Here is a 23,969-nt window from a genome sequence, read left to right as displayed (position 1 = left end):
CGACTAGCTCAGAGTCACTTCGAGCGTTTCCAGCCCATCGACGCCGCCCTCGAGCACGTCGTTCGATTTGATGGCCGCGACGCCCGAGGGTGTGCCTGTATAGATGAGATCGCCGGGGCACAGCTCGAACAGCGTGGACAGCTCGGCAATGATTTCCGGCACCTTCCAGATCATGTCGGCGAGCGCGCCCTGCTGTCGCAACGTGCCGTTGACCTTGAGCCAGATCTTGCTGTCATCGAGCCGGGCGAGGCTCGCTGGAGTAATGGCGCTGATCGGTGCCGAGCGGTCGAAGCCTTTGGCAGTGTCCCAGGGGCGGCCTTTGTCCTTCGCTTCCGCCTGCAGGTCCCGGCGCGTCAGGTCGATCCCGACGGCATAGCCGAACACGTGCGAGAGCGCTTGGGAGATGCCGATGTTCGCGCCGCCGGTGCCGATCGCGACCACCAGCTCGATCTCGTGATGCAGGTCGGACGTGCGCGAAGGGAACGGCAACTGCGCGCCGCTGGCCACGATCGCATCGGCGGGCTTCATGAAAAAGAACGGTGCTTCGCGCTCCGGATCTTTGCCCATCTCGCGCGCGTGCGCCGCGTAGTTGCGGCCGACGCAGTAAATGCGATGCACGGCAAAGCGCTCGGTGCGCCCGACGATGGCGACGGCGGGGGGCGCCGGCGGCGGGAAAACGAAAGTCATAGGTTCGCGGCCGAAAGGATCGGGCCGTTAGGATACTCCGACGATCATTTGCTCCACCACCCAGCGTTTGAGCAGCCCGGCCGCCTGTGCCGGGACAGCATCGGCGTCGTGCCAGGCGCACAGCGCGTCGCACAGCAGTTCGAACGAGCCGCCGCCGCGCATGACGTCCAGTGCCGCGACTTCGTCGGGTGCCAGCGAGCGGTACTGAGTTTTGAGTCCCTCGCGCCAGATCAGCCAGGACTGCGCTTCATCCAGCGCGACGCCTTCGGGGGGCGGGGCATCTGCCGACAGCGCCCTGAATATCACTGGCGCGTTGGTGCGCATCGCCAGCACCTGCAATGTCGGATGAAATTGAAACGTCAAAGCAGGCCATTGCTCCGGGGCGATCGCGGCCAGCGCATCGATGCCCACGGGTTCGGCATCGGCGCCGTCGAACGCGCTGGCAATCGACCATTCCCACGTCGCCAGCTCTGCGAGCCAGGGTTGCTGCGGAAATGATTCGCGCAGCAGCCGCGGCATCTGATCGCCGAACCAGCGTATCGATGGATGGCGCGACGGGCACAAGTCGATGTACTCGCGCGCCACTGCAGCGAACGCCTCTTTGCCCATCGACTGTTGCAGACGAGGCAGCGTGCTGGCGAGCGCGTCGGTCAAACGAAGCCGGTACGCCTCGGAATAAATCGCGAGGCGCAGCGTCGCGGGTACCGCTGGCGAGCCACCGACCGCATCGATGATGCGCTCATGGCCATGCATGACATGGCGTTGAAAATCCCGCTGCAATTCAGCCAGCGACGGCGTATCGGGTGGAGCGCTCATGCGGCGGACTTCGATCTTTGCGCCGACGCGGCGATAGCACGTGCGCGGTCCAGTTCGGCGAGCAACGCATCCAGCTCGGGAATGTTGTCGTCGCGCTCGATCATGGTCGACAGCGGACCGAAGCGCTCGATGGCCGCCTGCAACAGTTGCCATACCGCTTCGCAGACCGGCTCATCGTGCGTGTCGATGAGATAATCGCCCATGTTGCGATGGCCGGCGAGATGGAACTGCTGGACTCGCTCCACTGGAATGCCGCTCAGATAGGCCAGCGGGTCGAAACCATGATTCACGCTGCTGACGTACACGTTGTTCACATCGAGCAGCAAATGACAGTCGGCGCGTTCGGCGACTTCGCGCAGGAAATCCCATTCGGTCATATCGCAGCGGCTGAAGCTCACATAGCTCGAGACGTTTTCCAGCACCAGGCGACGGCCGAGTCGTTCCTGAACGGCCTCGATGCGCGATACGACGTGTTTTAGCGCCGCTTCCGTGAACGGCAGCGGCATCAGGTCGTGCAGGTTCACGCCGTCGACGCCGGTCCAGCACAGATGATCCGAGATCCACGCCGGCTCGACGCGATCGGCAAGCGCTTTCACTTCGCGCAGATAGGTTTCATTCAGCGGATCGGTGCTGCCGATGGACAGCGACACTCCGTGCAGCACTATCGGATATTCCGCGCGCAGCCGCTCCAGATAGTGCAAAGGCTTGCCGCCGGGCAGCAGATAGTTTTCGGTCAGCGCTTCCAGCCAGCTGACGCTGCCTTTGCGCTCGCCGAGCAGCGCATCGTAATGAGTCGGGCGCACGCCGAGCCCGAAGCCTAGCGAACGATGCAGGGAGGATGGAGGCACTGAATACTCTTGGGCTGATCGGGAAACGGCGCGGTGAGCTGACGGAAGACCGCGCCGCCCAGACCCTATCAGACCGGGTCGATCGCCGAATTATTTCTTCAGCTTGGCCTTGGCAGCGTCGCACTCAGCCTTGCTCAGCATCAGGAAGCCCTGACCTTTGCAGGCATTCTTGCCGGCGCAGGCATTGGCCGCCGTGCCGCAGGCGCTGGTGCCCTTGCAGGCGTTCACGCCTTCGCATTTCACCTTGGCTTCATCCGCGTGGGCCGCGGTCAGCGGCGCGCTGCTGAACATCACCGCGGCCGCGGTGGCCAGAGCCAGCGTAGCCCGGCGAAAGTCGCGCCTTTTGACGGGCGTATCGAAAGGGCCTCGGCCACTTTCGATCATAGGACCAGTCAATTTCTTGCCGTGGGTCATCGATGCCATCCCTCACTAGAAAATGGGCGCTTCGAAGGCGAAGCGCAGGAGTATACGCAGCCTGCAATGATTCGGATTCATGCCCGGCTTGTCATGAACCGGCAATAAACAAGGGGCGGGTGATTGCTCACCCGCCCCTTGTTTTTCCGCAATCTCGACTAAAGCAAAACCTTAGCCGCCGCTGCGGATCTGCATCGCGTCCTTCACGCTCTTCACGCCGTCCGTGCTGCGGGCCAGTTGTAGCGCCCGGGTGCGAGCTTGATCGCTTTCGACGAAGCCGCTCAACTGCACTGTGCCCTTGAACGTCTCAACGTTGATCTGATGCGCCTTGGTCACCGGATCTTCGATCAGCTTGGCCTTAACCTTGGCCGTGACGACGCCATCGTCGATGGCCTGGCCGGTCGATTGCTGCGTCGGGGTCGACGAGCAGCCGACGACCGTGGAGGCCATGATTGCGGCCAACAGCAATGCCGCCGTATTTTGCCGTGCCATATTCCTTTCCCTCGCTTTACGAACTGATTCAAGCTCTCGACTGGTAGTGGACTCTACTCATTAACCCGCGCCATCGCGACGGGCTTCAGCGGCGCGCTTGGCATTTTCCAGATCCGCTTCGGCGCGCGACTTGCAGTCCGCCTGGGCATTCCCCTGCAGCGCCTCGCACTTCTCGACAGCAATCTTGTGCGTGGCTTCGGCGCGGGCTACCGCGACTTTGAAGTCACCTTGAGCTGCGGTCTCGCTCGCGTCGCGGGCCGAATCGGCTACCTCATTCGCGTCGTGATCGGCGTACGCATCCGCCATATCCTTCTGTGCATCCGCCATCTTCTCCTGAGCGTCGGCCTGCGCGTCTGTCACATCTCGTTGCGCCTCGGCTCGCGCGTCGGCGACATCGTGCTGGACCTGTGCCGGCGACTCGGCCTTGTTGCAGCCCGCCAGCGCCAGACCGGCAGCGGCGAGAATCAAATAAACATTGCCCTTGGTCATTTAAGTACCCTCGACCTGTTGGTCTGTTGACTGAGTAACCACGTGCTTGCCGGTGCGTCCTCCTGCGAAAACGGCCGGTTCCTATCGGCGGACAACCCGCCAGGAAGCGCGTGGAATTCGCGTCGATAACGTGCTGATGGAATGCAAGGTTCCTCGTACAGCTTGCATGCCAGCACGGCGGACGTTTCTACACGCGTGTGCTGGCTCCGCTGTCGCTTGCGTGCAAGGGCATCGGAAAATGTCCGTCGGCGACGACTGACGACGGAACCAAAAAATGCACACAGTCGTTGCTGGTGACGGTTGTAAAAGTTTCGGTAAGCCCATGGGCGAAGCTACTCACAGTGTGCATTCACCGAATGCATCTTTGAGCACACCGCCGGCGGCGACCGGCGGCGTGCCGCTGCACGTGCGCATCGTGATCGTGATCTCGATCGCCCTGCTCATGGTCAACGCCACGCTGCTGATCATCAACGTTGGCGCGACGATGGATTCGAATGCTCAATACGCGCGTTCGTACGAGATCAAGCGCGCGCTCAGCACGTTTCAGTCGGTGATTACGGCGGCCGAGTCCGGCCAGCGCGGCTATTTGCTGACCGGTCAGACGGGATATCTCGAGCCGTATTACGTGGCGATGCGCAGCTGGCGCGGCGAGCTCGAAAAGCTGCGCACGCTCACCGCGGAGAATCCCACCCGGCAGAAAGATATTGCCGAATTGGAGAGCATTACCGCCGCGGGCATCAGTCGCCTGAAGGCGACAATCAGTCGCAGTCCGCAGCCAGGCCCGAACGGCAACGCCGATGTTGCGGGCACCGAGCTTGCGACCACCACCATGGATCGGGTGCGGGGCATCGTCGATCGCATGATGGCCGAGGAAGACGCGCGCATCGAAGCGCTGCGTCGTGACGTTTTGCGTGACTTGCTGGTTGCCGGCGGTCTGGCCCTGCTCACGACCATCGTGACGGTCGCGGTGCTGATTGGCCTGAACAAGCTGCTACGCAGGTACGTGCGTGATCGCGAGACCGCCGAGAACGCCATGCTCGCGGCCAATCAGGCGCTGAATGAGCAAGTTGAGCAACGCACGTCCGAGCTGACCGAGCTGTCTCAACATCTGATTCGCGTCTCCGAGGAGGAGAAGGCCAAGCTGGCGCGCGAGCTGCATGACACGTTGGGCAGCAATCTGACCGCGATCAACATGGACTTGAACTGGATTCAACGCCGCCTCCCCGAGGGCGCGCGTGAGGTGAAGGAGCGCCTGCAACGGGCACTGAAGATGTTGGGCGAGACGGTCGAGCTCAAGCACGAGGTCATCGAGGGATTGCGGCCCAGTCATCTCGACAATCTGGGCCTGGCGTTCGCCATGCGCTCGCATTGCCGCGAGTTCACCCGCCGCACCGGTTTGCCCTGTGAAGTGGATGTGCAGGAGGACTTCGACGATCTCGATCCAGCGTGGTCGATTGCGTTCTACCGCATCGCGCAGGAGTCCTTGACCAACATCGCCAAGCACGCGCAGGCGAGCAAGGTGCGCATCACGCTGGCTCGCGAGGACGGCGGCATCCGGTTGCGGATCATCGATGACGGCGTCGGCGTCGCCGAGGAGTCACTGAGCAAGCCCAAGTCGCACGGTGTCGTGGGCATGCGCGAGCGCATGCGGCAAATGGGCGGTCGATTCCAGATCCGAAAACCGGATGAAGGCACCGGCACCATCGTCGAAGCCTTCATTCCAGCGACCAATGCGACGGCGATGAGTGCATGAGCGGCCCGCGCGCGCCGTCGGACGACTTTTTGCCCCAAAGCGGTGCTATTTCAGGCCCGGGGTCAATACGTAGGAAACGTCTGACGGTACGAACTTCACTTCGTGGGGAACTTTTCCTCGCCCTGACGCCGTTGTGATCCATCGGGCCATTGAGTGTAAAGCTGACCGTCAGGAGCGAGCGCATGGAGAATCATGTCGAAAGAGCGACCCACAACGATCATCGCGCCAATTATTCGGGCGATGACCAGGATTCGGGCGAGGAATCAATGGTGAGTGGCGAGCGCGAGCGCAGTCTGGCGCCGGCGCCTGTGGCGCTACGGATTCCGGTCGGCACCAATCTCGCCGACGTGGAGCGCTGGATGATCTTCGCGACCCTGCAGAAGTGCGGGGGAAACAAGACCCGCGCGGCGGCGTTGCTCGGGGTGAGTCTGAAGACTCTGTACAACCGCCTCAACGCTTATCGCGCACAAGGGCTGGCCATGGATTCGGGCCTGAACGACGCTCAGGACGTGGCTATCACCACCCTGCAGGGGGGCGACCTCCGTGAAGCAATGACCGAGGTACCACAGCGATGTTGAATCCAACCGAATTAGGCTCTCGGGAGAATGAGGCCAGGGACGCGTATCAGGCCATGCATACGCCGATTCGCGTATTGATCGTCGACGACCACGCCATCCTCCGCGCCGGTGTGCGCGAGATGCTGGCGGAGGAGCAGGATCTCCAGGTCGTCGCTGAAGCCGGGTCCGCCGAGGACGCGCTTCAACAATTGCGAAATGGCTTACAGGTCGATGTCGTAGTGCTCGACATCACCTTGCCCGGCCAGAGTGGCATCGATCTGCTGAAGCAATTGAAGCGCGATCAGCCGGAGCTGGCGATCCTGGTGCTGAGCATGCATCCGGAACGCAGCTTCGCGGTCCGCTTGATGCGTGCTGGCGCGAATGGATACGTGCCGAAGATGATCGTGCCCGAGGAACTGGTGAAGGCCGTACGTGCGGTCGGCACCGGGCGCCGCTACATCACCCCGCTGGTGGCCGAGTTGTTGGCCTCCGAATGCGCGGCAGATGAAGAAGGCCCGATGCACAACCGGCTGTCCGAACGCGAGCTGCAGGTGTTCACGCGTATCGCGCGTGGCGTTTCTCCAGCAGTGATGGCCAACGAGCTTGGCCTGAGCGTGAAGACCGTGAGCACGTATCGCGCGCGTATCCTCGAGAAGATGGGTATGCGCAGTAATGCCGAGATCGCGGCTTACGCCGTCCGCAACCAGTTGGTGGAGTGAGACGAGACGGGGCTGGCAAGGCGGGGCTGCGCCGATGGCTGCTGGAGCCGAATTGACGATTTATATCGTCGAGGATTCGCCGGCAGTCATGGAGCGGCTGGTCGAGGCCGTGGGTGACATTCCCAATGCCAAGGTGGTTGGCAGCGCCGATGCGGTCGCTGCCGCGATCGAAGGCATGCGCCTGTCACAGCCTCGCGTGCTCATTCTCGATATTCAGTTACGCGGCGGTAGCGGCTTTCAGGTGTTGAAGCAACTGCGTACCAGCCGCAATCGGCCCGAGGCCGTCATCGTAGTTACGAATCATCCATCCGATGATTACCGGATTGCGAGCCGGGAGTGCGGGGCCGATCATTTCTTCGACAAGGCTTCGGAGTTCCACAAGGTCAGAGAGGTGTTAATGCAGATCGATGCGGCCTGAATCATCCGCTTGGGATTTGTGCAACTCCGTAATCGCCGAAGAAAAGCGCAGCTGAATCACGGAACATACTCAGGATCCTGCGCGTCTGGTCGTGCGTTCTGACGCAACTGAATCAAACCCTGCGCAACTCGTTACATGGACCTCCCCAGGACGATGGGGGCACCCGCTGAGAACCCATCGGACACCATGCCGACGGCTGCGCACTTCAAAGGCCGCGCCTCGTATGAAGCGCGGCCTTCTTTTCATTCAACGTTCGCGATCTTCGTGGCTGATGTTCCGGCTCCACTCGGCGCGGCTGCGCGAGGAGTCGTATTCGACGGCAGTCTCTGAATGAGTGCTGCGACATTCGTCCTGCCAGCGCACGACGACGTAGCGGCCGGTGCGCAATTGCCACACGTCGCCACGCAAATCCACGTCGCTGTCTTTGAGTCGGACCGGATCGCCGATACGCAGGCTGTTGCGCATCGACTCGCTCATTTCGCTGCTCATGATGTCTCCTTACTCACCGCTATCGGCACGAGCAGTGCAGTAGGGTAGGGGCATCGATGTTGATGTTCGACTAGGGGAAAGCAGTAAGCCCCCGGTTTGTGCGGGGACTGAGCATTACGTCACGTGGCTGGCGGACGGCGCGTGTGAGCGCAGTCACAAATGGCTGGCGGTGGCTTTTTAACAAAATGCGTTGTCGCGCAGGTGCGCGAGCAAGCAGCGGTCAGCGCGAGTCGGTCCACCAGCCCATGAACTCCTCGAAGCTGATCGAGCCGTCGCCGTCGGCATCGGTGAGCTCGAAGGCCAGCAGGCATTCATCTTCGGACAGATCCTGATCCAGGGCACGCAGCAGTGCGCTGAATTCCTGGTTGACGATCCAGCCATCGCCGTTGCTGTCGCAGACGTCGAAGCTTTGCTTCAGCTCGCGCAGATCGCCTGCGTCCACATCGACGTCCTTGACGTCATCCAGGTCTGCCATGGCGCGTTCATCCTTAGTTGCTGGCGATCACGGCCAGCTGGCCGCGGCGCGGATCTTACTTCACCGTGTAAAATTTCTCCGCAAAGAAATCACCGTTCGACCAGCGGGGTGCGGTGGTGGCATTGGCGATGCTGAGCGCGATACGCAGGTCGACGCGCGCCAGGTCGGCAGCGGTCGGGTAATCGATCGGTAACGTTAGATCGTCGCTCGGCTGGTGATAGTGCGTGGCCAGATACTGCCGGCGCAGCTCGTCCAGATCGGCGCTGGGATTTCTGGGCTGATAGCCCGCGCTCAGCACCAGCGCCGGAATGCCGCGACGGATGAATGAAAACTGATCGCTGCGAATGAATCTGACCAGCTCGGGTGCAGCATCGGCGCTGAGCCGATAACCCTGCGCGGCAGTAGCTTGTCTTGCTGCCGATCCTAGCGTCGAATGCTCTGCGCCCAGCGCTACGAAATCGAATACCGGCGCGAACGGCAGCGGCATGTCCACATTGAGGTTCGCGACTATTTTCTTTTCATTCGCCTGAGCCTGACGCGCAAAGAAGTCCGAGCCCAGCAGGCCCTTTTCTTCAGCAGTGACCGCGGCAAATAGCACCGAACGGCGCGGCCTCGCATTTGATTCATGCAACGCGCGCGCGATCTCCAGCATGATGCCGACACCCACAGCGTTGTCGTGCGCGCCGTTGTAGACCGAATCGCCATTCACGGCCGTGCCACGGCCGAGGTGATCCAGGTGTGCGGAGATGACGACGTACTCGTCCTTCAGTTGCGGATCCGAGCCGCGTAGCACGCCGAGCACGTTTGCGCTCTCCGTCTTGCGCAGGCCAGTGGTCGCCGACAAAGTCATCATGCCCGGCAATTCGAATCCTTGTGGCGTGCCGTCCTCGGACGCCGCCAGTGCCTCCGGAAAACTACTCTGCGCCGTTTCGAACAGCTGGCTGGCCGCATCGTGGTTGAAGCGAAAGCGCAGCTTCAACGCGGGGAAGGCGTTTTGCGGCTGGCCCGCTTCGTCGAGCCAGCGCATCTGTGGGATCCAGCTCATGGCCACGCGACGTTCCCAAGGCGTGCGTTTTTCGCAATATCCGCGTTGGAAATCGATGGTGATTACGCCGACGGCGCCACGCTCGACCAGTGTGGTCAGCTTGCGCTCCTCCCACGAGTAGTACGCTCGCTTCTCGTTGGAGAACTTCGCGGGCGCGCCGCTGAAGATGACGGCGATGCGGCCTTTGACGTCGATGTCTTCGAAGTCGTTGTAACTGAGCTCGGGCGCGTCGATGCCGAAGCCTGCGAACATCATCGGGGCGCTCAATGTGGAGCTGGCCGAGATGAAATCGGCATTGGGCAGGTAATGAGTGCCGTACTCGAACGCATAGGTATCGTCGTTACGCACCAGCGCTGCAGAGGAGCCAGGCAGCACCGGAGTCGCCTCCAGCAGCGGCACCTTTTGCAGATAGCTCTTCTCGTCGTCGCCGGCGGGCTGCAGGCCGGCCTGACGGAATTGTGACGCTACATACGCCGCGGCGATGTCGTAGCCACGAGAAGCAGTGGCGCGGCCTTCCAACAAGTCGGCTGCAAGAAATTCCACGTGACTGCGAATGGCGTCAGGCTGGACCTCGTTCCACGGGTTGCCGCGCTCGGCCGCTGGTAGCGGGCCGGCGACGATCAACGACAGCAGGAGTCCAAGCGATCCGCGCATGATGTCTCTAAGTAATGGCGACGGGGCGCAACAGTATCACCGTCCTGGCGAATTCATGCGAGGTTCAGTGCTTGGCACTTAGCTTCGAAGTCCGGCATGCTTCGACGGTGTCACCATGAACCGCTGCTTAGCATCTAGTCTTTACGTCGCGCTGGCCGCAGCAAGCCTGCTCACCCTACAGGGATGCGCTGTGCCGCAGCCCTATGTGCCGACGACGCCCACGGGGTCCTCAGTCCGGCCGCCGGTCGCTCCTGCGGCCACGGTGGGCAATGAGGTGGCCATTCGTGCGATCTCCCTGCTCGGTGCGCCCTATGAGTGGGGCGGCAATGGGCCGACGACCTTCGATTGCAGTGGACTGGTGCGCTTCATCCACGATCAGCTCGGCATAAGCACGCCGCGGACCGCGGCGGAGCAGTACTCGGCCGCGACGCCGGTGCCATTGAAGAACCTCGAGCCGGGCGATCTGCTGTTCTTCCGGATCAAAGGCCGCATTTCGCACGTGGCGATCTATACCGGCGAGGGGCGTTTCGTGCACGCCCCGCAAACGGGCAGGCCGGTCGAGCTGCGCATGCTCGACGACGATTTCTACCGCCCGCGCCTGGCTGGCGCGGGGCGGTTGTTCTGACAGTGCGCCGCGCCTGATCGTCAGGCGCGTGCCAATTCAAGGCTGCTCGGCTTTCTTTTTCTTTTTCTTCGCCGGGGCCTTTTCAGGCGCGGTTTGCTGAGCGGCCGCGAGTTCTGCGGCGGGACGATTCATGCGCTCGCGAACCAGGCTTTCGACCACGCTCGGATCGGCCAGCGTCGAGATGTCACCCAACTGATCGTGCTCGTTCGCTGCGATCTTGCGCAGAATGCGGCGCATGATCTTGCCGGAGCGGGTTTTCGGCAAACTCGGCGCCCACTGAATCAGGTCGGGTGTCGCGATCGGACTGATCTCCTTACGCACCCAATCTCGCAGCTCCGTTCGCAGCGCCTCACTCGGCCTGGCGTCGGCGATCAAAGTCACATAGACATAGATGCCCTGGCCCTTGATGTCGTGCGGATAGCCGACCGCCGCCGCTTCGGCGACGCTTTGATGCGCGACCATCGCGCTCTCGATTTCCGCCGTGCCCAGACGATGACCGGCCACATTGAGCACGTCATCGACGCGGCCCGTGATCCAGTAATAACCGTCTTCATCGCGCCGCGCGCCGTCGCCGGTGAAGTAGCGTCCAGGGAATGTTTTGAAATACGTTTCGATGAAGCGCTGATGATCGCCGAACACAGTGCGCATCTGCCCGGGCCAGCTGTCCGTGAGGATGAGATTGCCTTCGCACGCGCCCTCGAGCGTATTGCCCTCGTTGTCGACGATGGCGGGCTTCACGCCGAAGAACGGCAGCGTCGCCGAGCCTGGCTTCTGATCGATCGCGCCAGGCAGGGGCGAAATCAGCACGCCGCCGGTTTCGGTTTGCCACCACGTATCCACGACCGGGCAACGGCCATCGCCGACGACGCGGTGATACCACTCCCACGCCTCGGGATTGATCGGCTCGCCGACCGTGCCGAGCAAACGGATCGAGCTGCGCGACCATTCCTTCACCGGCTCTTCGCCTTCACGCATCAACGCACGAATCGCGGTCGGCGCGGTATAGAACAAGGTGACTTTGTGCTTGTCGACGGCCTGCCAGAAACGGCCGCTGTCCGGATAGTTCGGCACGCCTTCGAACATCACGGTGGTCGCGCCATTCGCGAGCGGGCCATACACCACGTAGCTGTGACCGGTGACCCAGCCCACGTCGGCGGTACACCAGAAGATATCGTCCTCGCGCAGATCGAACACCAGCTCGTGCGTCATCGACACATAAACCAGATAGCCGCCGCTGGTGTGCAGGACGCCTTTGGGTTTGCCCGTCGAGCCGGAGGTGTACAGAATGAACAGCGGATCTTCCGCATCCATCACTTCCGGCGCGCATTCCTTCGGCTGCGGCTCGACCACGTCGTCGAACCATTGATCGCGCGCGCCATACATCGGAACGCGAATGCCCGTGCGCCTCACGACCAGCACATGCTTGACGCAGTCGGTGTTCGGCATGGTCAAAGCGAGATCCACATTGGTCTTCAGCGGCACGCGCTTACCGCCGCGAAGACCTTCGTCCGCAGTAATCACGACAGTCGAGCCGCAGTCGGCGATGCGGCCAGCGAGCGAGTCCGCCGAGAAGCCACCGAACACCACCGAATGAATGGCGCCGATGCGGGTACACGCGAGCATCGCGACCGCGGCTTCGGGAATCATCGGCAGATAGATGGTGACGCGATCGCCTTTCTTCACGCCGAGCGCCTTCAGTGCATTGGCGCACTGACACACGCGCTCATACAACTGACGATAAGTGATGCGCTCGGACAGCTTGGGGTCGTCGCCTTCCCAGATGATGGCAGTCTTGTCGCCGCGCTTGGTCAGATGCCGGTCGAGGCAGTTGGCGGAGACGTTGAGCTTGCCGTCGTAGTACCAGCGGATCCGAAAATCGTGCTCGTCGAAGCTGGTGTCTTTTACCTTCGCGAACGGCTGAATCCAGTCGAGGCGACGGCCGATGCGCGACCAGAAACCGTTCGGATCGCGAACCGATTCCTGATACAGCCGCTGATAGTCCGCCAGCCGCAGGTGCGCGAGTGCGGCGAAGTCCTCGGGAACTTTATATATCTTCTGGCTCATGGGGACCGCTGCTTATTGGCGTGGTGGCAAATTGGCGAGTGCGGCGCGAACTTTCTCGGCATGCTCTGCCAGCACGCCCTTGTCGGCCCAGTCGCGATTGTGAACGCGGATCTCCTTGCCGGTGTAGCAGGGAAGAATGTGGAAGTGGATGTGGAACACGGTCTGGCCGGCGGCCGGCTCGTTGAATTGAATGATGCGCATGCCGTCGGGCTGGAACGCCTGTTGCACGCCTCTGGCGACGTGTTGGGTCGCTTTGATCAGGTCGGCGAGCGCGGCCGGCGCGATGTCGAAGAAGTTGCGGGATTCGACTTTGGGAATGACCAGCGTGTGGCCATCCGACTGTGGCATGGCGTCCATGAAAGACAGTGCCGTCGCATCCTCATAAACTTTGAACGCAGGAATTTCGCCGCGCAGGATTTTCGCGAACACATTGCTCTGATCGTACATCGCGCCTCCTAGATACCGGCTTTGGCCAGCGCGTCGATCAACTGGCGCACGGCGGTGCCGACGGCCGGATGCTCGGCTTCGAAACTCACGGCGAGCTGTTCCAGACGCTCGGTGAGCGGATGATCGCCATTGTCCAAAGAGGCCGCGCCCAGCAGCCGCGTCAAATCGCTGAGTAACTGCATGAGCGACTCGCGGGTGCTCGCGTCGATCGCATCCCGATCGAGGCGCTCGAGCTTGGCGTGCAGGGCAAGGATGTCTGGTCGAATATCTTGATTCACTGAAGCTCTCCTTTGAGCAGCGTCACGCCCGACAGCTTAGCGCGGCGCCATCATGTCTTTTTTGGTATATCCGGCCGGGATCTCGAACAGCGAGGCGGCGAGCGTCTGCGAGCTGATGTTGCTCAGACTGGTCTCGTTCTGCGGCTTGCCGTCCACGAAGTGCCGGCTCACCACCGGAATGCCGCCGAGCGCCTCGAAGTTCTGCAGCTGTTTCTGCACCATCTGTTTCATCCAAGGTGCGTCCATGCCGGCCATCATGTCCTGCAATAGCGCCGACATTTTCTGCGCCGAGTTCATCAGCTCGGCCGAGCCTTTCAGTGCATTGGCCGGCACCACGCACAGCTCGTCGGTGAGTACGCCGGCTTCGCGCACTTCGACGTAAGTACAGCTGTAACCGTTGATCTTGTCGTTGCGTGAGGTGCGCTTGATTTCCGTCGGCGCCTCTTGCGCGCCCGGAATGCGAGTGCCGAGCATCTTCTCCATCTGTGCGCGCTGCTCCGGCGTCATGGTCTTCATGCGCTCCTGGAGCATTTGCAGCGCCGGGTTGAGCTGCTCGGCCATGCGCTTCATCGAGGCGCGATCCATGGCGACGTAGCTCTTGTCCTTGTGGCTGATGGCGTAGATGGTGTCGTCCTTGAACAGCACCGTCGACTCGTTGGCCTGCGTCTCGACGCGCATCATGCCGCCCTGCGCCCAGGTATTGACGGTAGTGGAGCGGCCGCCCGACAAGTCGCGGCTGACGGTCTCCATTTTGGTGCCGGCGTGCGCCGTCAGGGCCAGGAACAGCAGCGGGAGTGTTCGGACGAGCATGGCGCCTCCTCGAGGGAATGGGCTGATTCTACCCGCTTGTGGGCGGGTCAGCGCGGCCGCGGCTTGGCGCGCGCGGTGGCCTGGGCGGTGAGGGGATCGTCGGGCCAGTAGTGCTTGGGATAGCGGCCTTTGAGCTCCTTTTTTACATCCAGGTAGCCGCGCGCCCAGAAGCTCACCAGATCGCGGGTGACCTGAACCGGGCGGTGGGCCGGCGACAGCAGTTGCAGTGTCAGGGGCACGCGGCCCTCGGCAACCGTCGGTGTTTCATGCAGGCCAAAGACTTCCTGCAGCCGAACGGCGACAGTCGGTGACTCCTCGGTGTAATCGATTGGAATGCGCGAGCCGCTCGGCACGAGCAGATGCGTGGGCGCAAACATCTCGAGGCGCTGCTGCGCGTTCCAGTCCAGCAATGACATGAGCATGGCGTGCAGATCCAGGCGCGCCAGATGATCGCGACGGCTCATGTCCGTGAGCCACGGGGCCAGCCAGACATCGAGATGTTCCATCAATGCCGCATCGCTCACATCAGGCCACGGCGCAGCTGCCCGCTCGTCGAATCGTTTCGCAAAGATCAGACGGGTTTGCAGCGCGCGAGCCGGTTTCGTCCACGGCAGAGCGGCGAGCCCGAGCTCGCGAACGCCTGCCAGCATGGCGTCAAGCATGCGCGCGGCATCGGGCTTGTCGATTCGACGTTCGTATAATTTCAGCGCGCCGAGCCAACGCTCATCCTGTGCGACCACGCTCTGTTCGCGTGAGTCCCACTCGAACCGCTCGCGATGCTCGATATGCGGGGCGAAGTCGGCTTCGAGCAGCTCGCGAGTCAGAGGCGCCGCGAGTCGAATCATCGCTTCGCGATCGCCGGCATCGAGATCGGCGACCACGAGAAATTCCGCCTGCGACAAACTTTGCGCCGGCGGCAACTGCGCGCCGCGGCCGCTCGATAGCAAATATCGTCCGCCGGCGCCGCGAGACTGCGCGATACGATCGGGGTAGGCCAGCGCGAGCAAGCGACCGACATCGCAGTCGCCCAGCTGCGAGCTATCCCTGCGCGGCTGCTCGAGCTGGCGGCCGAGCAGATCGATACTGCGCAGCGCTCGTTGTTTCGCGCCTTGATCGACAAAAACACCGTTGGGAAGACTGCGCTCACCGCGCAATGCTTCGACGCGAAACCGCAGATCGACGTTTCTGTCCTGGCCTTGAGTGCGCAGCAGGTCGCGCTCGCCCAGCACCGCTGCAATTTGCAAAGCTGTCGTCTGCAATCCCAGCTCCGCGCCACGCACGATCATGTGAGCGAGGCGAGGATGGGTTGCCATCCTCGCCAGCGCACGACCGTGTTCGGTCACACGGCCCTCGGCATTGATAGCATCGAGAGAACGAAGCAGATCACGAGCTTGCGCGAACGTTGCCGATGGCGGCGGATCGAGCCAGCGCAGCGCGGCGGGGTCCGCGATTCCCCAATTGGCCAACTCCAATGCCAACGGCGCCAGATCGGCGCCAACAATCTCTGGCGCGGTCTGCGCCGGCAATGCCGAATGTTCGACTTCGCTCCACAGCCGAAAGCACACGCCTGCTTGAATGCGCCCCGCGCGGCCACGACGCTGATCCGCAGAAGCGCGAGAAATGCTGCCCAGCTCCAGGCGACTCATGCCGGTCGCCGGATCAAACCGTGAGCGTCGCTCCTGACCGCTGTCGACGACGATGCGCACTCCTTCGATCGTGAGACTGGTCTCGGCGATGTTGGTGGCCAGCACGATTTTGCGTTCACCGCTGCGGCTGGGCTGGATGGCGGCGTCCTGCTCTTGTGGAGAGAGCTCACCAAACAGCGGCAACACTCTCACGCCCGGCGGCAACGATGTTTCTTCCAGGAAGCGCTGCGCGCGGCGAATCTCTCCCTGGCCAGGAAGGAAAGCAAGTACATCTCCGGGCTCATCGTCGATGGCGCGCGCGATCGTGCGAGCAACGATTTGAGCCATATCTTCATACTGCGGACGAGAGCTGCGCGCATCGAGCCGTTCGCGATAGTGCGTCGTGACTGGGAACGCGCGGCCTTCGGCGGTGACGATCGGCGTATCGCCGAGCAGCTTCGCGACTGCTGCGCCGTCGAGCGTCGCCGACATCACTAACAGACGCAGATCCTCGCGGATCGTCTCCTGCGCATCGAGACAAAGTGCCAGGCCAAGATCGGCATTCAGGCTGCGCTCGTGAAATTCATCGAAGATCACCAGCGCCACGCCTTCCAGCGTCGGGTCACGTTGCAGCCAGCGAGTGAGAATGCCCTCGGTGACGACTTCGATGCGCGTGTCTTTGCTCACCTTGGTTTCGAGTCGGGTGCGAAAGCCAACGGTGCGACCGACGGGTTCGCCGAGTGTCTGCGCCATGCGAGTGGCGACGGCGCGAGCGGCGAGCCGTCGGGGTTCGAGCATCACGATGCGAGCATCGCCCCGCCAACGCTCGGGCAGGAGCGCCAGCGGCACGCCAGTCGACTTGCCCGCACCGGGCGGGGCCTGCAGGACGACGTTGCGGTGTTCAGCCAACGCGTGCCGCAGGTCGGGCAGCGCTGGTTCGATGGGCAGAGGGACAGCTGGACGGTTCACGGCGCCATTATCGGTCGACTACACTCGGTCCTCCAATCCTCAGGAGGGACCCATGGAACTCGCACGTCGCGTCTTTTGTTCGATGCTGCTCGCGTTCGCCGTCGGCAGCGTCGGGGCAGCCGATCTGGGCACCGCGCGTCCCGAAGCCGTCGGCATGTCGACGCAACGGCTCAACCGGCTCACGACTGAAATGAAAGCAGTCGCTGAGCGCGGCGATGTTCCGGGCGTCGTGACCATGGTGGCGCGCAAAGGCAAGGTCGTGCACCTGGAAGCGGCCGGCAAGCGCGAGCTGGAAGGCGGCACGCCGATGCAGAAGGACAGCATCTTCCGCATCTATTCCATGACCAAGCCCATCACCGGCGTCGCCATGATGATCCTGTTCGAGCAGGGCAAGTGGCAGCTGAACGATCCGGTGTCCAAATATATTCCCGAATTCGCCGACCTGAAGGTGGCCAAGGTCGATCCGGCCAGCGGCACGGTCACGACGGTGCCGAGCAATCATCCGATGACCATGCGCGAGCTGATGTCACATTCGGGCGGCCTGAGTTACGGCATCTTCGGCGCCACCGCGGTCGACCGGCATTACGTCGAGAACAGAGTGTTCGACATGACCCAGCCGATGCAGACCTTCATCGAGCGCCTGGCCAAGGCGCCGCTGCTGTTCCAGCCCGGCGAGCGCTGGCATTACAGCGTGGCGGTGGATGTGCAGGGCTATCTGGTGGAAAAACTCTCCGGCCAGCCGTTCCCGGAATTCCTGCAGCAGCACGTGTTCGGGCCGCTGAAGATGGTCGATACGGCATTCCATGTGCCTGCTCAAAAGCTGAGCCGGCTGGCCGAGTTTTATTACCGCGACAAGGCGGGCAACTCGGTGAAGCACCCCGGCATCGCCGATTATTCCCAGCCGCCGGTGTTTCCATCGGGCGGCGGCGGTCTGGCATCGACCGCCAGCGACTACATGCGCTTCTGCCAGATGCTGCTCAATGGCGGCGTGCTCGACGGTCAGCGCATTCTGTCGCCGCTGAGCGTAAAGCTCATGCGCACCAACATGCTGCCCGAGTCGGCGCGCACCATGGGTCCGGGCACGGGCTTCGGCCTGGATTTCGCGGTGGTCGAGAATCCGGCGGCGTCCGGTGGCTACGGCGGCGAAGGCACCTACTTCTGGGGCGGGTACGCGGGTACCTGGTTCTGGATCGACCCGGTGTATCAGCTGATTGTGGTCGGCATGATCCAGCAGCGCGGCGATGACACGCCCGATCTGCGGGCGCTGTCACGCTCGCTGACCTATCAGGCAATTGTCGAAGAGTAGCCGGGCGGTACGTTTATCGGGTCAGGGACAGCTCGTCGCGCTGGTCGTGCGGGCGAGCTGTAACTCATTGCCCATTCAGCAATTCCTGACCCACGCCGGCCGCTGTTCCTGACAACTTCGTAAGCTGCGGGTCAGGTTCCGGAGCCGGCGCCTGGGCTATGTTGCGAAGGGCCTCCTTAGAGGCTTGCTTGCCCATCGCCATGTCCACCCGATTCCCCCAATCCCGCGGCGCCCTGCTTGGCGCGGCCGTGTCCGTTGCCGTCGTCGTGCTGATCGCCTGGAGGCTGCTGTCCGGCTCGCTGACCGCTGCTCCGCCGGGCGGACCACCGCCGGTGCCGGTGACCGTCGTAACCGTCGAGCAGAAGGATGTGCCGCAAGTGGCGGCCGGCATCGGCACGGTGCAGTCGTTGCACAGCGTGACGCTGCGCCCGCAGGTCAGCGGCATCGTCACAGAGGTGCTGTTCGAGGAAGGTCAGCAAGTGAAGCGTGGCCAGCTGCTGGCACGCATCGACGATCGCTCCATTCTCGCCAACCTGCGTCAGTCCGAAGCGGAAAAGGCGCGCAACGAAGCGCAGCTCAAAGCCGCCAATCTGGACAAGTCGCGTTACGACAATCTGCTCGCCCAGGAGGCGATCTCGCGCCAGACCGTCGAACAACAGATCGCGCTGGTCGAGCAGCTCGAAGCGGCGATCCGCGCCAACGAAGCGACCATCGCGGCTCAGCAGGTGCAGTTGTCGTTCACCAAGATCACCTCGCCGGTGAACGGGCGCGTCGGGCTGCGTCGGGTCGATCCGGGCAATCTGGTCCAGATCGGTGACGCCGCCGGCCTGGTGACCGTCACTCAGGTCGATCCCATCTCCATCATCTTCACCTTGCCGCAGGAATTGTTGGGCCGAATCCAGGGCTTGCCGAGTGGCACTGCGCACGTCGGTGCGTACGATCGCGACGGCGGTGTGGTGCTCGCCGAAGGCAAGCTCACCACCATCGACAATCAGGTGGACGCGAGCACCGGCACGATTCGGTTGCGCGCCGAGTTTGTGAACAGAGAAGGCAGGCTGTGGCCGGGTCAGTTCGTGACGGTCCGCTTGCAGACGGGCGTGAGTGGCAATGCGCTGGTCGTGCCCACTCGCACGGTGCGACAAGGGCTGGAAGGTCCGTTCGTGTTTCGGGTGCGAGAGGACAAAGCTGAAGTCGTGCCGGTGCAGATCGGCTATAGCAATGATGAAATCACCGTCATCACTGCAGGCCTCGCCAAAGGCGACAGCATCGTGACCGATGGTCACTCGCGCCTGACGCCGAATGCGGCGGTGAAACTGGTCGATAGTCCGAACCCTGCGGCGCTGGTGTCCGAGGCGTTGACGCCACGGCCGCAAGGGAGCGCCGGACGATGAGCGACAACCAGCCGGTGCCCAGCAGTCGGGCGCAGACGCATCTCACGCGACCGGGCCTGTCCGACTGGTTCATCAAACATCCGATCGGCACCACGCTGCTCACCATCGGCATCGTGTTGTTGGGCATCGTCGCGTTTCCATTGCTGCCGGTCGCGCCCATGCCGGAAGCCGAGCTGCCGACCATGCAGATCAGCGCCAACCTCCCTGGCGCGAGTCCGGAGACGATGGCGTCCGCTGTGGCAACGCCGCTGGAAGTGCAACTCAGCTCGGTGCCCGGCATCAGCGAGATGACTTCTTCGAGCTCGCTCGGCAGCACGCAGATCACATTGCAGTTCGTGCTGAATAAAAACATCGACGTGGCTGCGCAGGAAGTGCAGGCGGCAATCAACGCTGCCTCCGGCCGGCTGCCGTCGGATCTTCCCAACCTGCCGACGTGGCGCAAGGTCAATCCGAACGACAGCCCGATTCTGGTCGTGCGCATGCAGTCCGAGCTCATGACGCTCACCGAGCTGAGCGACATCGCCGAGACGGTGATCGCGCGTCAGCTGAGTCAGATCGATGGGGTCGCCGAGATTCCCATCAACGGTCAGCGCAAGCCCGCGATGCGCATTCAAGCGGCGCCGGAAAAACTCGCCGCGCTGGGCCTGACGCTGGCCGATCTGCGCCAGTCGATTCAGCAGGCGAGCGTGAATCAGGCCAAAGGCGCCTTGTTCGGGGCGGATCGCGTGTCGACGCTGCAGACCAACGATCAGATCTTCACGCCGCAGGATTACGACAACCTCATCGTCGCGTATCGCGGCAACGCGCCGGTGTTCCTGCGTGACGTAGCGAAAGTCACCTTCGGTGCAGAGAACGAATACGTGCAGGCCTGGCAGAACGGCAAGCCGGGCATCATGTTCATCATCCGTCGACAGCCCGGCGCGAACATCGTTGCTACCGCCGATCGCATTCGCGAAGCTCTGCCTCATCTGCGTGAGTTGCTGCCGGCCAGCGTCGAGCTCGATGTCATCAACGATCGCACGCGCACCATTCGCGCATCGTTGCATGAGGTCGAGGTCACGCTGATCGTGACGGTGTTGCTGGTCATCGTCGTGATGGGCGTGTTCCTGCGACAGCTCTCGGCTACAGCAATCGTCGCGGCGGTGCTCGGCGTCGCGCTCATATCAACCGTAGGGGCCATGTATCTACTTGGCTTCAGTCTGAACAATCTCACCTTGGTGGCGCTGGTGGTCGCCGTCGGCTTCGTGGTCGATGACGCCATCGTGGTCGTAGAGAACATTCATCGACATCTGGAGGCGGGCGATTCCATGCTGGATGCGGCGCGCCAGGGAGCGGCGGAAATCGGCTTCACGGTCGTGTCCATCAGCTTTTCGTTGATCGCTGCGTTCGTGCCGCTGCTGTTCATGGGGGGCGTGGTGGGACGTTTGTTCCGTGAGTTTGCGGTCACCATGACGGTCGCGATCCTGCTCTCGGTGGTGGCGTCGCTCACGCTGGCGCCCATGCTTGCGTCCCGCTTCATGAAGCCGATGAAGCATCACGAGGCGGGCAATCTGTCGCAGCGCTTGATCGCTCAATACGACCGCGGCCTGAAGTGGGCGCTGGCGCATCAGCGCACGGTGCTGGTCGGCTTTGGTGCCACCGTCGCACTTGCTGTCGTGGGCTACGTCTTCATTCCGAAAGGTTTCTTCCCGCTGCAGGACACGGCGTTCATTTTCACGACCACCAAAGGTGCCGACGATGTGTCCTACGAGGACATGAAGGCCAAGCAACAGCAGGTCGCCAACATCATCGCCCAGGACCCGGCGGTGCAGGGGGTGGCGCACGTGGTCGGTGCCGGCTTCGGCAATTCGAACATGGCGAGCGGCCGTATCTTCATCGTGATGAAGGACCGCGGCGATCGCGACGTGTCCTCGGAACAGTTCATAGATCGGATTCGTCCGCAGGTGTCGGGCGTGCCTGGCATTCAAGTGTTCATGCGCACCGCGCAGGACATCAACCTCGGCGCAGGCGGCGGTCGCGCTCAATATCTTTATGTTCTGAAAGGGCCGGAAAGTCGTGAGCTCGGCGAATGGGCGCGACGGCTCGCCGAGCAGCTGCAGGGCTCGCCTCAGCTGCGCGACGTTTCGGATGATCTGCAGCTCGGTGCCGCGATCACTCGCTTGAACATCGATCGTGCTGCCGCCGCGCGCTTCGGCTTGCGTGCCGCGGATATCGATCAGGTGCTGTATGACGCCTTCGGCCAGCGACAGATCAGCGAGTACCAGACCGAGACCAATCAATACAAGGTGATCCTGGAGATCGATCCGAGTCAGCGCGGGCGCGCCGACAGTCTGCAGAACTTCTATCTGCGCTCGCCGTTGACGGGCCAGATGGTGCCGCTGTCTTCGGTGGCGCGCATGGAGCCGCCGGGCTCCGGGCCGCTGGCGATCACGCACGATGGCATGTTTCCGTCGGTCACGATCTCTTTCAATCTGGCTGCCGGGGTGTCGCTGGGGGAGGCGGTGACGCTGATCGAGCGCACCAAGGCCGAGATCGGCATGCCGAGCGCCATCACCGGCAATTTCCGCGGCACCGCTCAGGAATTCCAGAAGTCGCTGGCCACGCAGCCGCTGCTGATTCTGGGCGCGCTGATCGCCGTCTACATCATTCTCGGCGTGCTGTACGAAAGCTTCGTGCATCCGCTGACGATTCTCTCGACGTTGCCTTCGGCGGGCGTCGGCGCGGTGCTGGCGTTATGGCTGGCGAAGACGGACTTTTCCATCATGGCGCTGATCGGCGTGGTGTTGCTGATCGGCATCGTGAAGAAGAACGGCATCCTGATGGTGGACTTCGCGCTGGAGCGTCAGCGCAAGAGCGGCTTGTCGCCGCTCGACGCCATTCATGAGGCCTGTCTGGTGCGATTCCGTCCCATCATCATGACGACGCTGGCCGCCATGCTCGGCGCGATCCCGCTGATGCTCGGTTTCGGCACCGGCTCGGAGCTGCGTCAGCCGCTCGGTGTCGCGATCTTCGGCGGCCTGGTCATCAGCCAGATCCTGACGCTGTTCTCGACGCCAGTGATCTATCTGGCGCTCGATAGAGTGTTCCATAGGAAGTCCCGCGAGGCTCAGCCCGAGACAGCCCTGCTTCCGCAGCCGGAGACGGCGGCGCTTCCTCAGCCGGAGCCTGCGCGATGAGGTGCCGCGTGTTGCTTCGAGTGACATCTGCCGTCGCGCTGGCGGTCATGGCCGCTTGCAGCGCGCCGGTAAAGCAGCGGCCCGCCAGCGATGTGCAGTCGTCGTGGATCGACGAGCAGCGCCCAACGACACCCGCCGATGACGCGGCATTGACGTGGTGGAAGGCGTTCGATGATTCGACCATCGATCAGCTGGTCGATCTCGCTCAACGGCACAATCTCGATTTGCGTGTCGCCGAGGCGCGCGTGCGACAGGTGCGGGCTCAACGTCGTGCGGCGCTGGCGAACCTGGCCCCACAGGTCGATGGCTCGATCGATGGGGATCGTTCTCGCGGGCGCCGGTTCGCCGGCAACGCCATTGGCGGGGTGCTGGAAAATGCGAGTGCCGCCGCCAACGCGAGTTGGGAGTTGGATCTGTTCGGACGACTGCGGGCGGAAGCTCGCGCGGCGGATGCGCAATTGGCCGCTGTGCAGGCGGATCGCGACGGTGTGCGTCTGACGTTGATCGCGGAGGTCATCCGCAACTATCTCGAGTTCCGCCTGTATCAGGTTCAAGCCGAGCTGGCGCTGCGAAATGCGCAGGCGCAGGAGGAAACGGTTCGCATCACTCAGGCGCGCTTCAACGAAGGACTGGGCAGCCGGCTCGATCTGGAACGCACCGTTTCGGCGCTGCGTACGACTCGAGCGCAGATTCCGCAATCGCGCGAGCTGGCCGAATCGGCGCGTCACCGCTTGATCCTGCTGACGGCATCGACCCCAGATGGGCTGAATCCGCTGCTGCCGGCCCCGACCGGCGACCCGGGCGCTTTGCCCGATAGCGACGCGGAGCGTGTGTTACTTACGCCCGCCGACGTGATCTCACGGCGGCCGGACGTGCAGGCGGCGGAACGCCGCTTGATTGCGGCTGCGGAGCAACGAAACGTGGCCGCGGCTTTGCGTTACCCGCGGATTACCCTCGCTGGCCTGTTGGGTGTGCAGGACAGACGCGTCGAGGACCTGCTCCACACCGGAGCGCGCACCTGGTCGGTGGGGGCCGGGCTGCTCGTGCCCTTGATCGATTTCGGCCGCATTCGCGCGGCTATCGACGCCGCGGACGCGGTTCAAGAGCAGGCCTATCTGACGTACGAGCAAACCGCACGGACCGCGCTTCAGGAGACACAGACAGCGCTGGTTCTGTACACACAGGGTAAACTTCGACAACAGGAGCTGTCGCAAGCCGCCGAGTCGGCACGACGAGCTGCCCAGCTTGCACGTCGCCAGTACACTGCCGGTGCGCTGTCCCTGCTCGAAGTGCTGGATGCCGAGCGCAGCGTTTACGCAGTGGAACTGAATGCGGCGCAAGCCACCGCGGATGTGTCCATCCGGCTGGTGAATGTTTACGAATCTATGGGCCTGGTGCCACCGACCGGAGGTTAGCTATTTC

General features: G+C 62.8%; 23 protein-coding genes. 9 read left to right on the top strand and 14 right to left on the bottom strand.

Annotated elements, in window-relative coordinates; genetic code table 11:
• Nucleotides 1-3: 3 nt before the first annotated feature.
• The 6 genes from D0550_RS00280 to D0550_RS00255 all read right to left on the bottom strand — a co-directional run bounded on the left by D0550_RS00280 (nt 4) and on the right by D0550_RS00255 (nt 3,746).
• Nucleotides 4-687, bottom strand: coding sequence for a fumarylacetoacetate hydrolase family protein (locus tag D0550_RS00280; protein WP_116807094.1), 684 nt, complete (start codon nt 685-687; stop codon nt 4-6).
• A 27-nt stretch (nt 688-714) separates the two neighbouring features.
• Nucleotides 715-1,503, bottom strand: coding sequence for an HvfC/BufC N-terminal domain-containing protein (locus D0550_RS00275; RefSeq protein ID WP_116807093.1), 789 nt, complete (start codon nt 1,501-1,503; stop codon nt 715-717).
• Nucleotides 1,500-2,351 (bottom strand): MNIO family bufferin maturase, encoded by an 852-nt coding sequence (gene bufB, locus D0550_RS00270; RefSeq protein ID WP_241520675.1) that lies wholly within the window; start codon nt 2,349-2,351, stop codon nt 1,500-1,502. Before bufB ends, D0550_RS00275 begins: the two co-directional genes overlap by 4 nt.
• Nucleotides 2,352-2,441: 90 nt before the next feature.
• Nucleotides 2,442-2,765: a BufA2 family periplasmic bufferin-type metallophore gene (bufA2, locus tag D0550_RS00265; RefSeq protein WP_241520673.1), complete on the bottom strand. Its 324-nt coding sequence runs from the start codon at nt 2,763-2,765 to the stop codon at nt 2,442-2,444.
• Nucleotides 2,766-2,936: 171 nt separating this feature from the next.
• Entirely contained in the window at nt 2,937-3,257 is a 321-nt protein-coding gene (locus D0550_RS00260) for a BON domain-containing protein (protein WP_116807092.1), read from the bottom strand.
• A gap of 60 nt (nt 3,258-3,317) precedes the next feature.
• The gene (locus D0550_RS00255; protein WP_116807091.1) at nt 3,318-3,746 is read right to left on the bottom strand and encodes a flotillin family protein; all 429 of its coding nucleotides are present in this window, start codon (nt 3,744-3,746) and stop codon (nt 3,318-3,320) included.
• A gap of 274 nt (nt 3,747-4,020) precedes the next feature.
• Here D0550_RS00255 and D0550_RS00250 point away from each other — a divergent pair, with 274 nt between their 5' ends.
• The 4 genes from D0550_RS00250 (at nt 4,021) to D0550_RS00235 (ending at nt 7,193) form a co-directional block, all read left to right on the top strand.
• The gene (locus D0550_RS00250; protein WP_116807090.1) at nt 4,021-5,499 is read left to right on the top strand and encodes a CHASE3 domain-containing protein; all 1,479 of its coding nucleotides are present in this window, start codon (nt 4,021-4,023) and stop codon (nt 5,497-5,499) included.
• A gap of 182 nt (nt 5,500-5,681) precedes the next feature.
• Entirely contained in the window at nt 5,682-6,077 is a 396-nt protein-coding gene (locus D0550_RS37065) for a helix-turn-helix domain-containing protein (protein ID WP_116807089.1), read from the top strand.
• Nucleotides 6,078-6,130: 53 nt separating this feature from the next.
• A complete protein-coding gene (locus tag D0550_RS00240) occupies nt 6,131-6,775 on the top strand; it encodes a response regulator (protein ID WP_116807151.1) in 645 nt (214 codons plus the stop codon).
• 34 nt (nt 6,776-6,809) lie between these two features.
• Entirely contained in the window at nt 6,810-7,193 is a 384-nt protein-coding gene (locus tag D0550_RS00235; protein ID WP_161965558.1) for a LytR/AlgR family response regulator transcription factor, read from the top strand.
• Nucleotides 7,194-7,439: 246 nt separating this feature from the next.
• On the opposite strand, the gene D0550_RS00230 is transcribed toward D0550_RS00235, so the two are convergent.
• The 3 genes from D0550_RS00230 to D0550_RS00220 all read right to left on the bottom strand — a co-directional run bounded on the left by D0550_RS00230 (nt 7,440) and on the right by D0550_RS00220 (nt 9,856).
• The gene (locus D0550_RS00230) at nt 7,440-7,682 is read right to left on the bottom strand and encodes a hypothetical protein (RefSeq protein ID WP_116807087.1); all 243 of its coding nucleotides are present in this window, start codon (nt 7,680-7,682) and stop codon (nt 7,440-7,442) included.
• A gap of 220 nt (nt 7,683-7,902) precedes the next feature.
• Nucleotides 7,903-8,157, bottom strand: coding sequence for an EF-hand domain-containing protein (locus D0550_RS00225; protein ID WP_116807086.1), 255 nt, complete (start codon nt 8,155-8,157; stop codon nt 7,903-7,905).
• A gap of 55 nt (nt 8,158-8,212) precedes the next feature.
• Complete coding sequence (locus D0550_RS00220; RefSeq protein WP_116807085.1) at nt 8,213-9,856, bottom strand: M28 family peptidase; 1,644 nt, start codon at nt 9,854-9,856, stop codon at nt 8,213-8,215.
• A 115-nt stretch (nt 9,857-9,971) separates the two neighbouring features.
• Here D0550_RS00220 and D0550_RS00215 point away from each other — a divergent pair, with 115 nt between their 5' ends.
• Nucleotides 9,972-10,481 carry a C40 family peptidase gene (locus D0550_RS00215; RefSeq protein ID WP_116807084.1) on the top strand — a complete coding sequence of 170 codons (510 nt, stop codon included), beginning with the start codon at nt 9,972-9,974 and terminating at the stop codon, nt 10,479-10,481.
• A 36-nt stretch (nt 10,482-10,517) separates the two neighbouring features.
• Here the strand turns inward: D0550_RS00215 and acs are convergent, their stop codons facing one another.
• Genes acs through hrpB form a run of 5 tightly spaced genes read right to left on the bottom strand, consistent with a single transcriptional unit; the run spans nt 10,518 to nt 16,674 of the window.
• Nucleotides 10,518-12,545 carry an acetate--CoA ligase gene (acs, locus tag D0550_RS00210; RefSeq protein WP_116807083.1) on the bottom strand — a complete coding sequence of 676 codons (2,028 nt, stop codon included), beginning with the start codon at nt 12,543-12,545 and terminating at the stop codon, nt 10,518-10,520.
• A gap of 12 nt (nt 12,546-12,557) precedes the next feature.
• A complete protein-coding gene (locus D0550_RS00205; RefSeq protein ID WP_116807082.1) occupies nt 12,558-12,992 on the bottom strand; it encodes an HIT family protein in 435 nt (144 codons plus the stop codon).
• 8 nt (nt 12,993-13,000) lie between these two features.
• Nucleotides 13,001-13,270, bottom strand: coding sequence for a DUF4404 family protein (locus D0550_RS00200; protein WP_116807081.1), 270 nt, complete (start codon nt 13,268-13,270; stop codon nt 13,001-13,003).
• Between the two features lie 36 nt (nt 13,271-13,306).
• The gene (locus D0550_RS00195; RefSeq protein WP_116807080.1) at nt 13,307-14,080 is read right to left on the bottom strand and encodes a DUF4412 domain-containing protein; all 774 of its coding nucleotides are present in this window, start codon (nt 14,078-14,080) and stop codon (nt 13,307-13,309) included.
• A gap of 47 nt (nt 14,081-14,127) precedes the next feature.
• The gene (hrpB, locus tag D0550_RS00190) at nt 14,128-16,674 is read right to left on the bottom strand and encodes an ATP-dependent helicase HrpB (protein WP_116807079.1); all 2,547 of its coding nucleotides are present in this window, start codon (nt 16,672-16,674) and stop codon (nt 14,128-14,130) included.
• Between the two features lie 52 nt (nt 16,675-16,726).
• Here hrpB and D0550_RS00185 point away from each other — a divergent pair, with 52 nt between their 5' ends.
• The 4 genes from D0550_RS00185 to D0550_RS00170 all read left to right on the top strand — a co-directional run bounded on the left by D0550_RS00185 (nt 16,727) and on the right by D0550_RS00170 (nt 23,962).
• The gene (locus D0550_RS00185) at nt 16,727-17,980 is read left to right on the top strand and encodes a serine hydrolase domain-containing protein (protein WP_116807078.1); all 1,254 of its coding nucleotides are present in this window, start codon (nt 16,727-16,729) and stop codon (nt 17,978-17,980) included.
• A 200-nt stretch (nt 17,981-18,180) separates the two neighbouring features.
• Nucleotides 18,181-19,371 (top strand): efflux RND transporter periplasmic adaptor subunit, encoded by a 1,191-nt coding sequence (locus D0550_RS00180; RefSeq protein WP_116807077.1) that lies wholly within the window; start codon nt 18,181-18,183, stop codon nt 19,369-19,371.
• A complete protein-coding gene (locus D0550_RS00175; RefSeq protein WP_116807076.1) occupies nt 19,368-22,547 on the top strand; it encodes a multidrug efflux RND transporter permease subunit in 3,180 nt (1,059 codons plus the stop codon). The genes D0550_RS00180 and D0550_RS00175 overlap by 4 nt, the downstream gene beginning before the upstream one ends.
• Before the next feature lie 8 nt (nt 22,548-22,555).
• Nucleotides 22,556-23,962: an efflux transporter outer membrane subunit gene (locus tag D0550_RS00170; RefSeq protein WP_161965557.1), complete on the top strand. Its 1,407-nt coding sequence runs from the start codon at nt 22,556-22,558 to the stop codon at nt 23,960-23,962.
• Nucleotides 23,963-23,969: the final 7 nt, after the last annotated feature.

It is taken from the genome of Steroidobacter cummioxidans (genome assembly GCF_003104955.1).
Note: the sequence above shows the minus strand (reverse complement) of the source record. Positions and strands in the feature narration are given on the sequence as shown.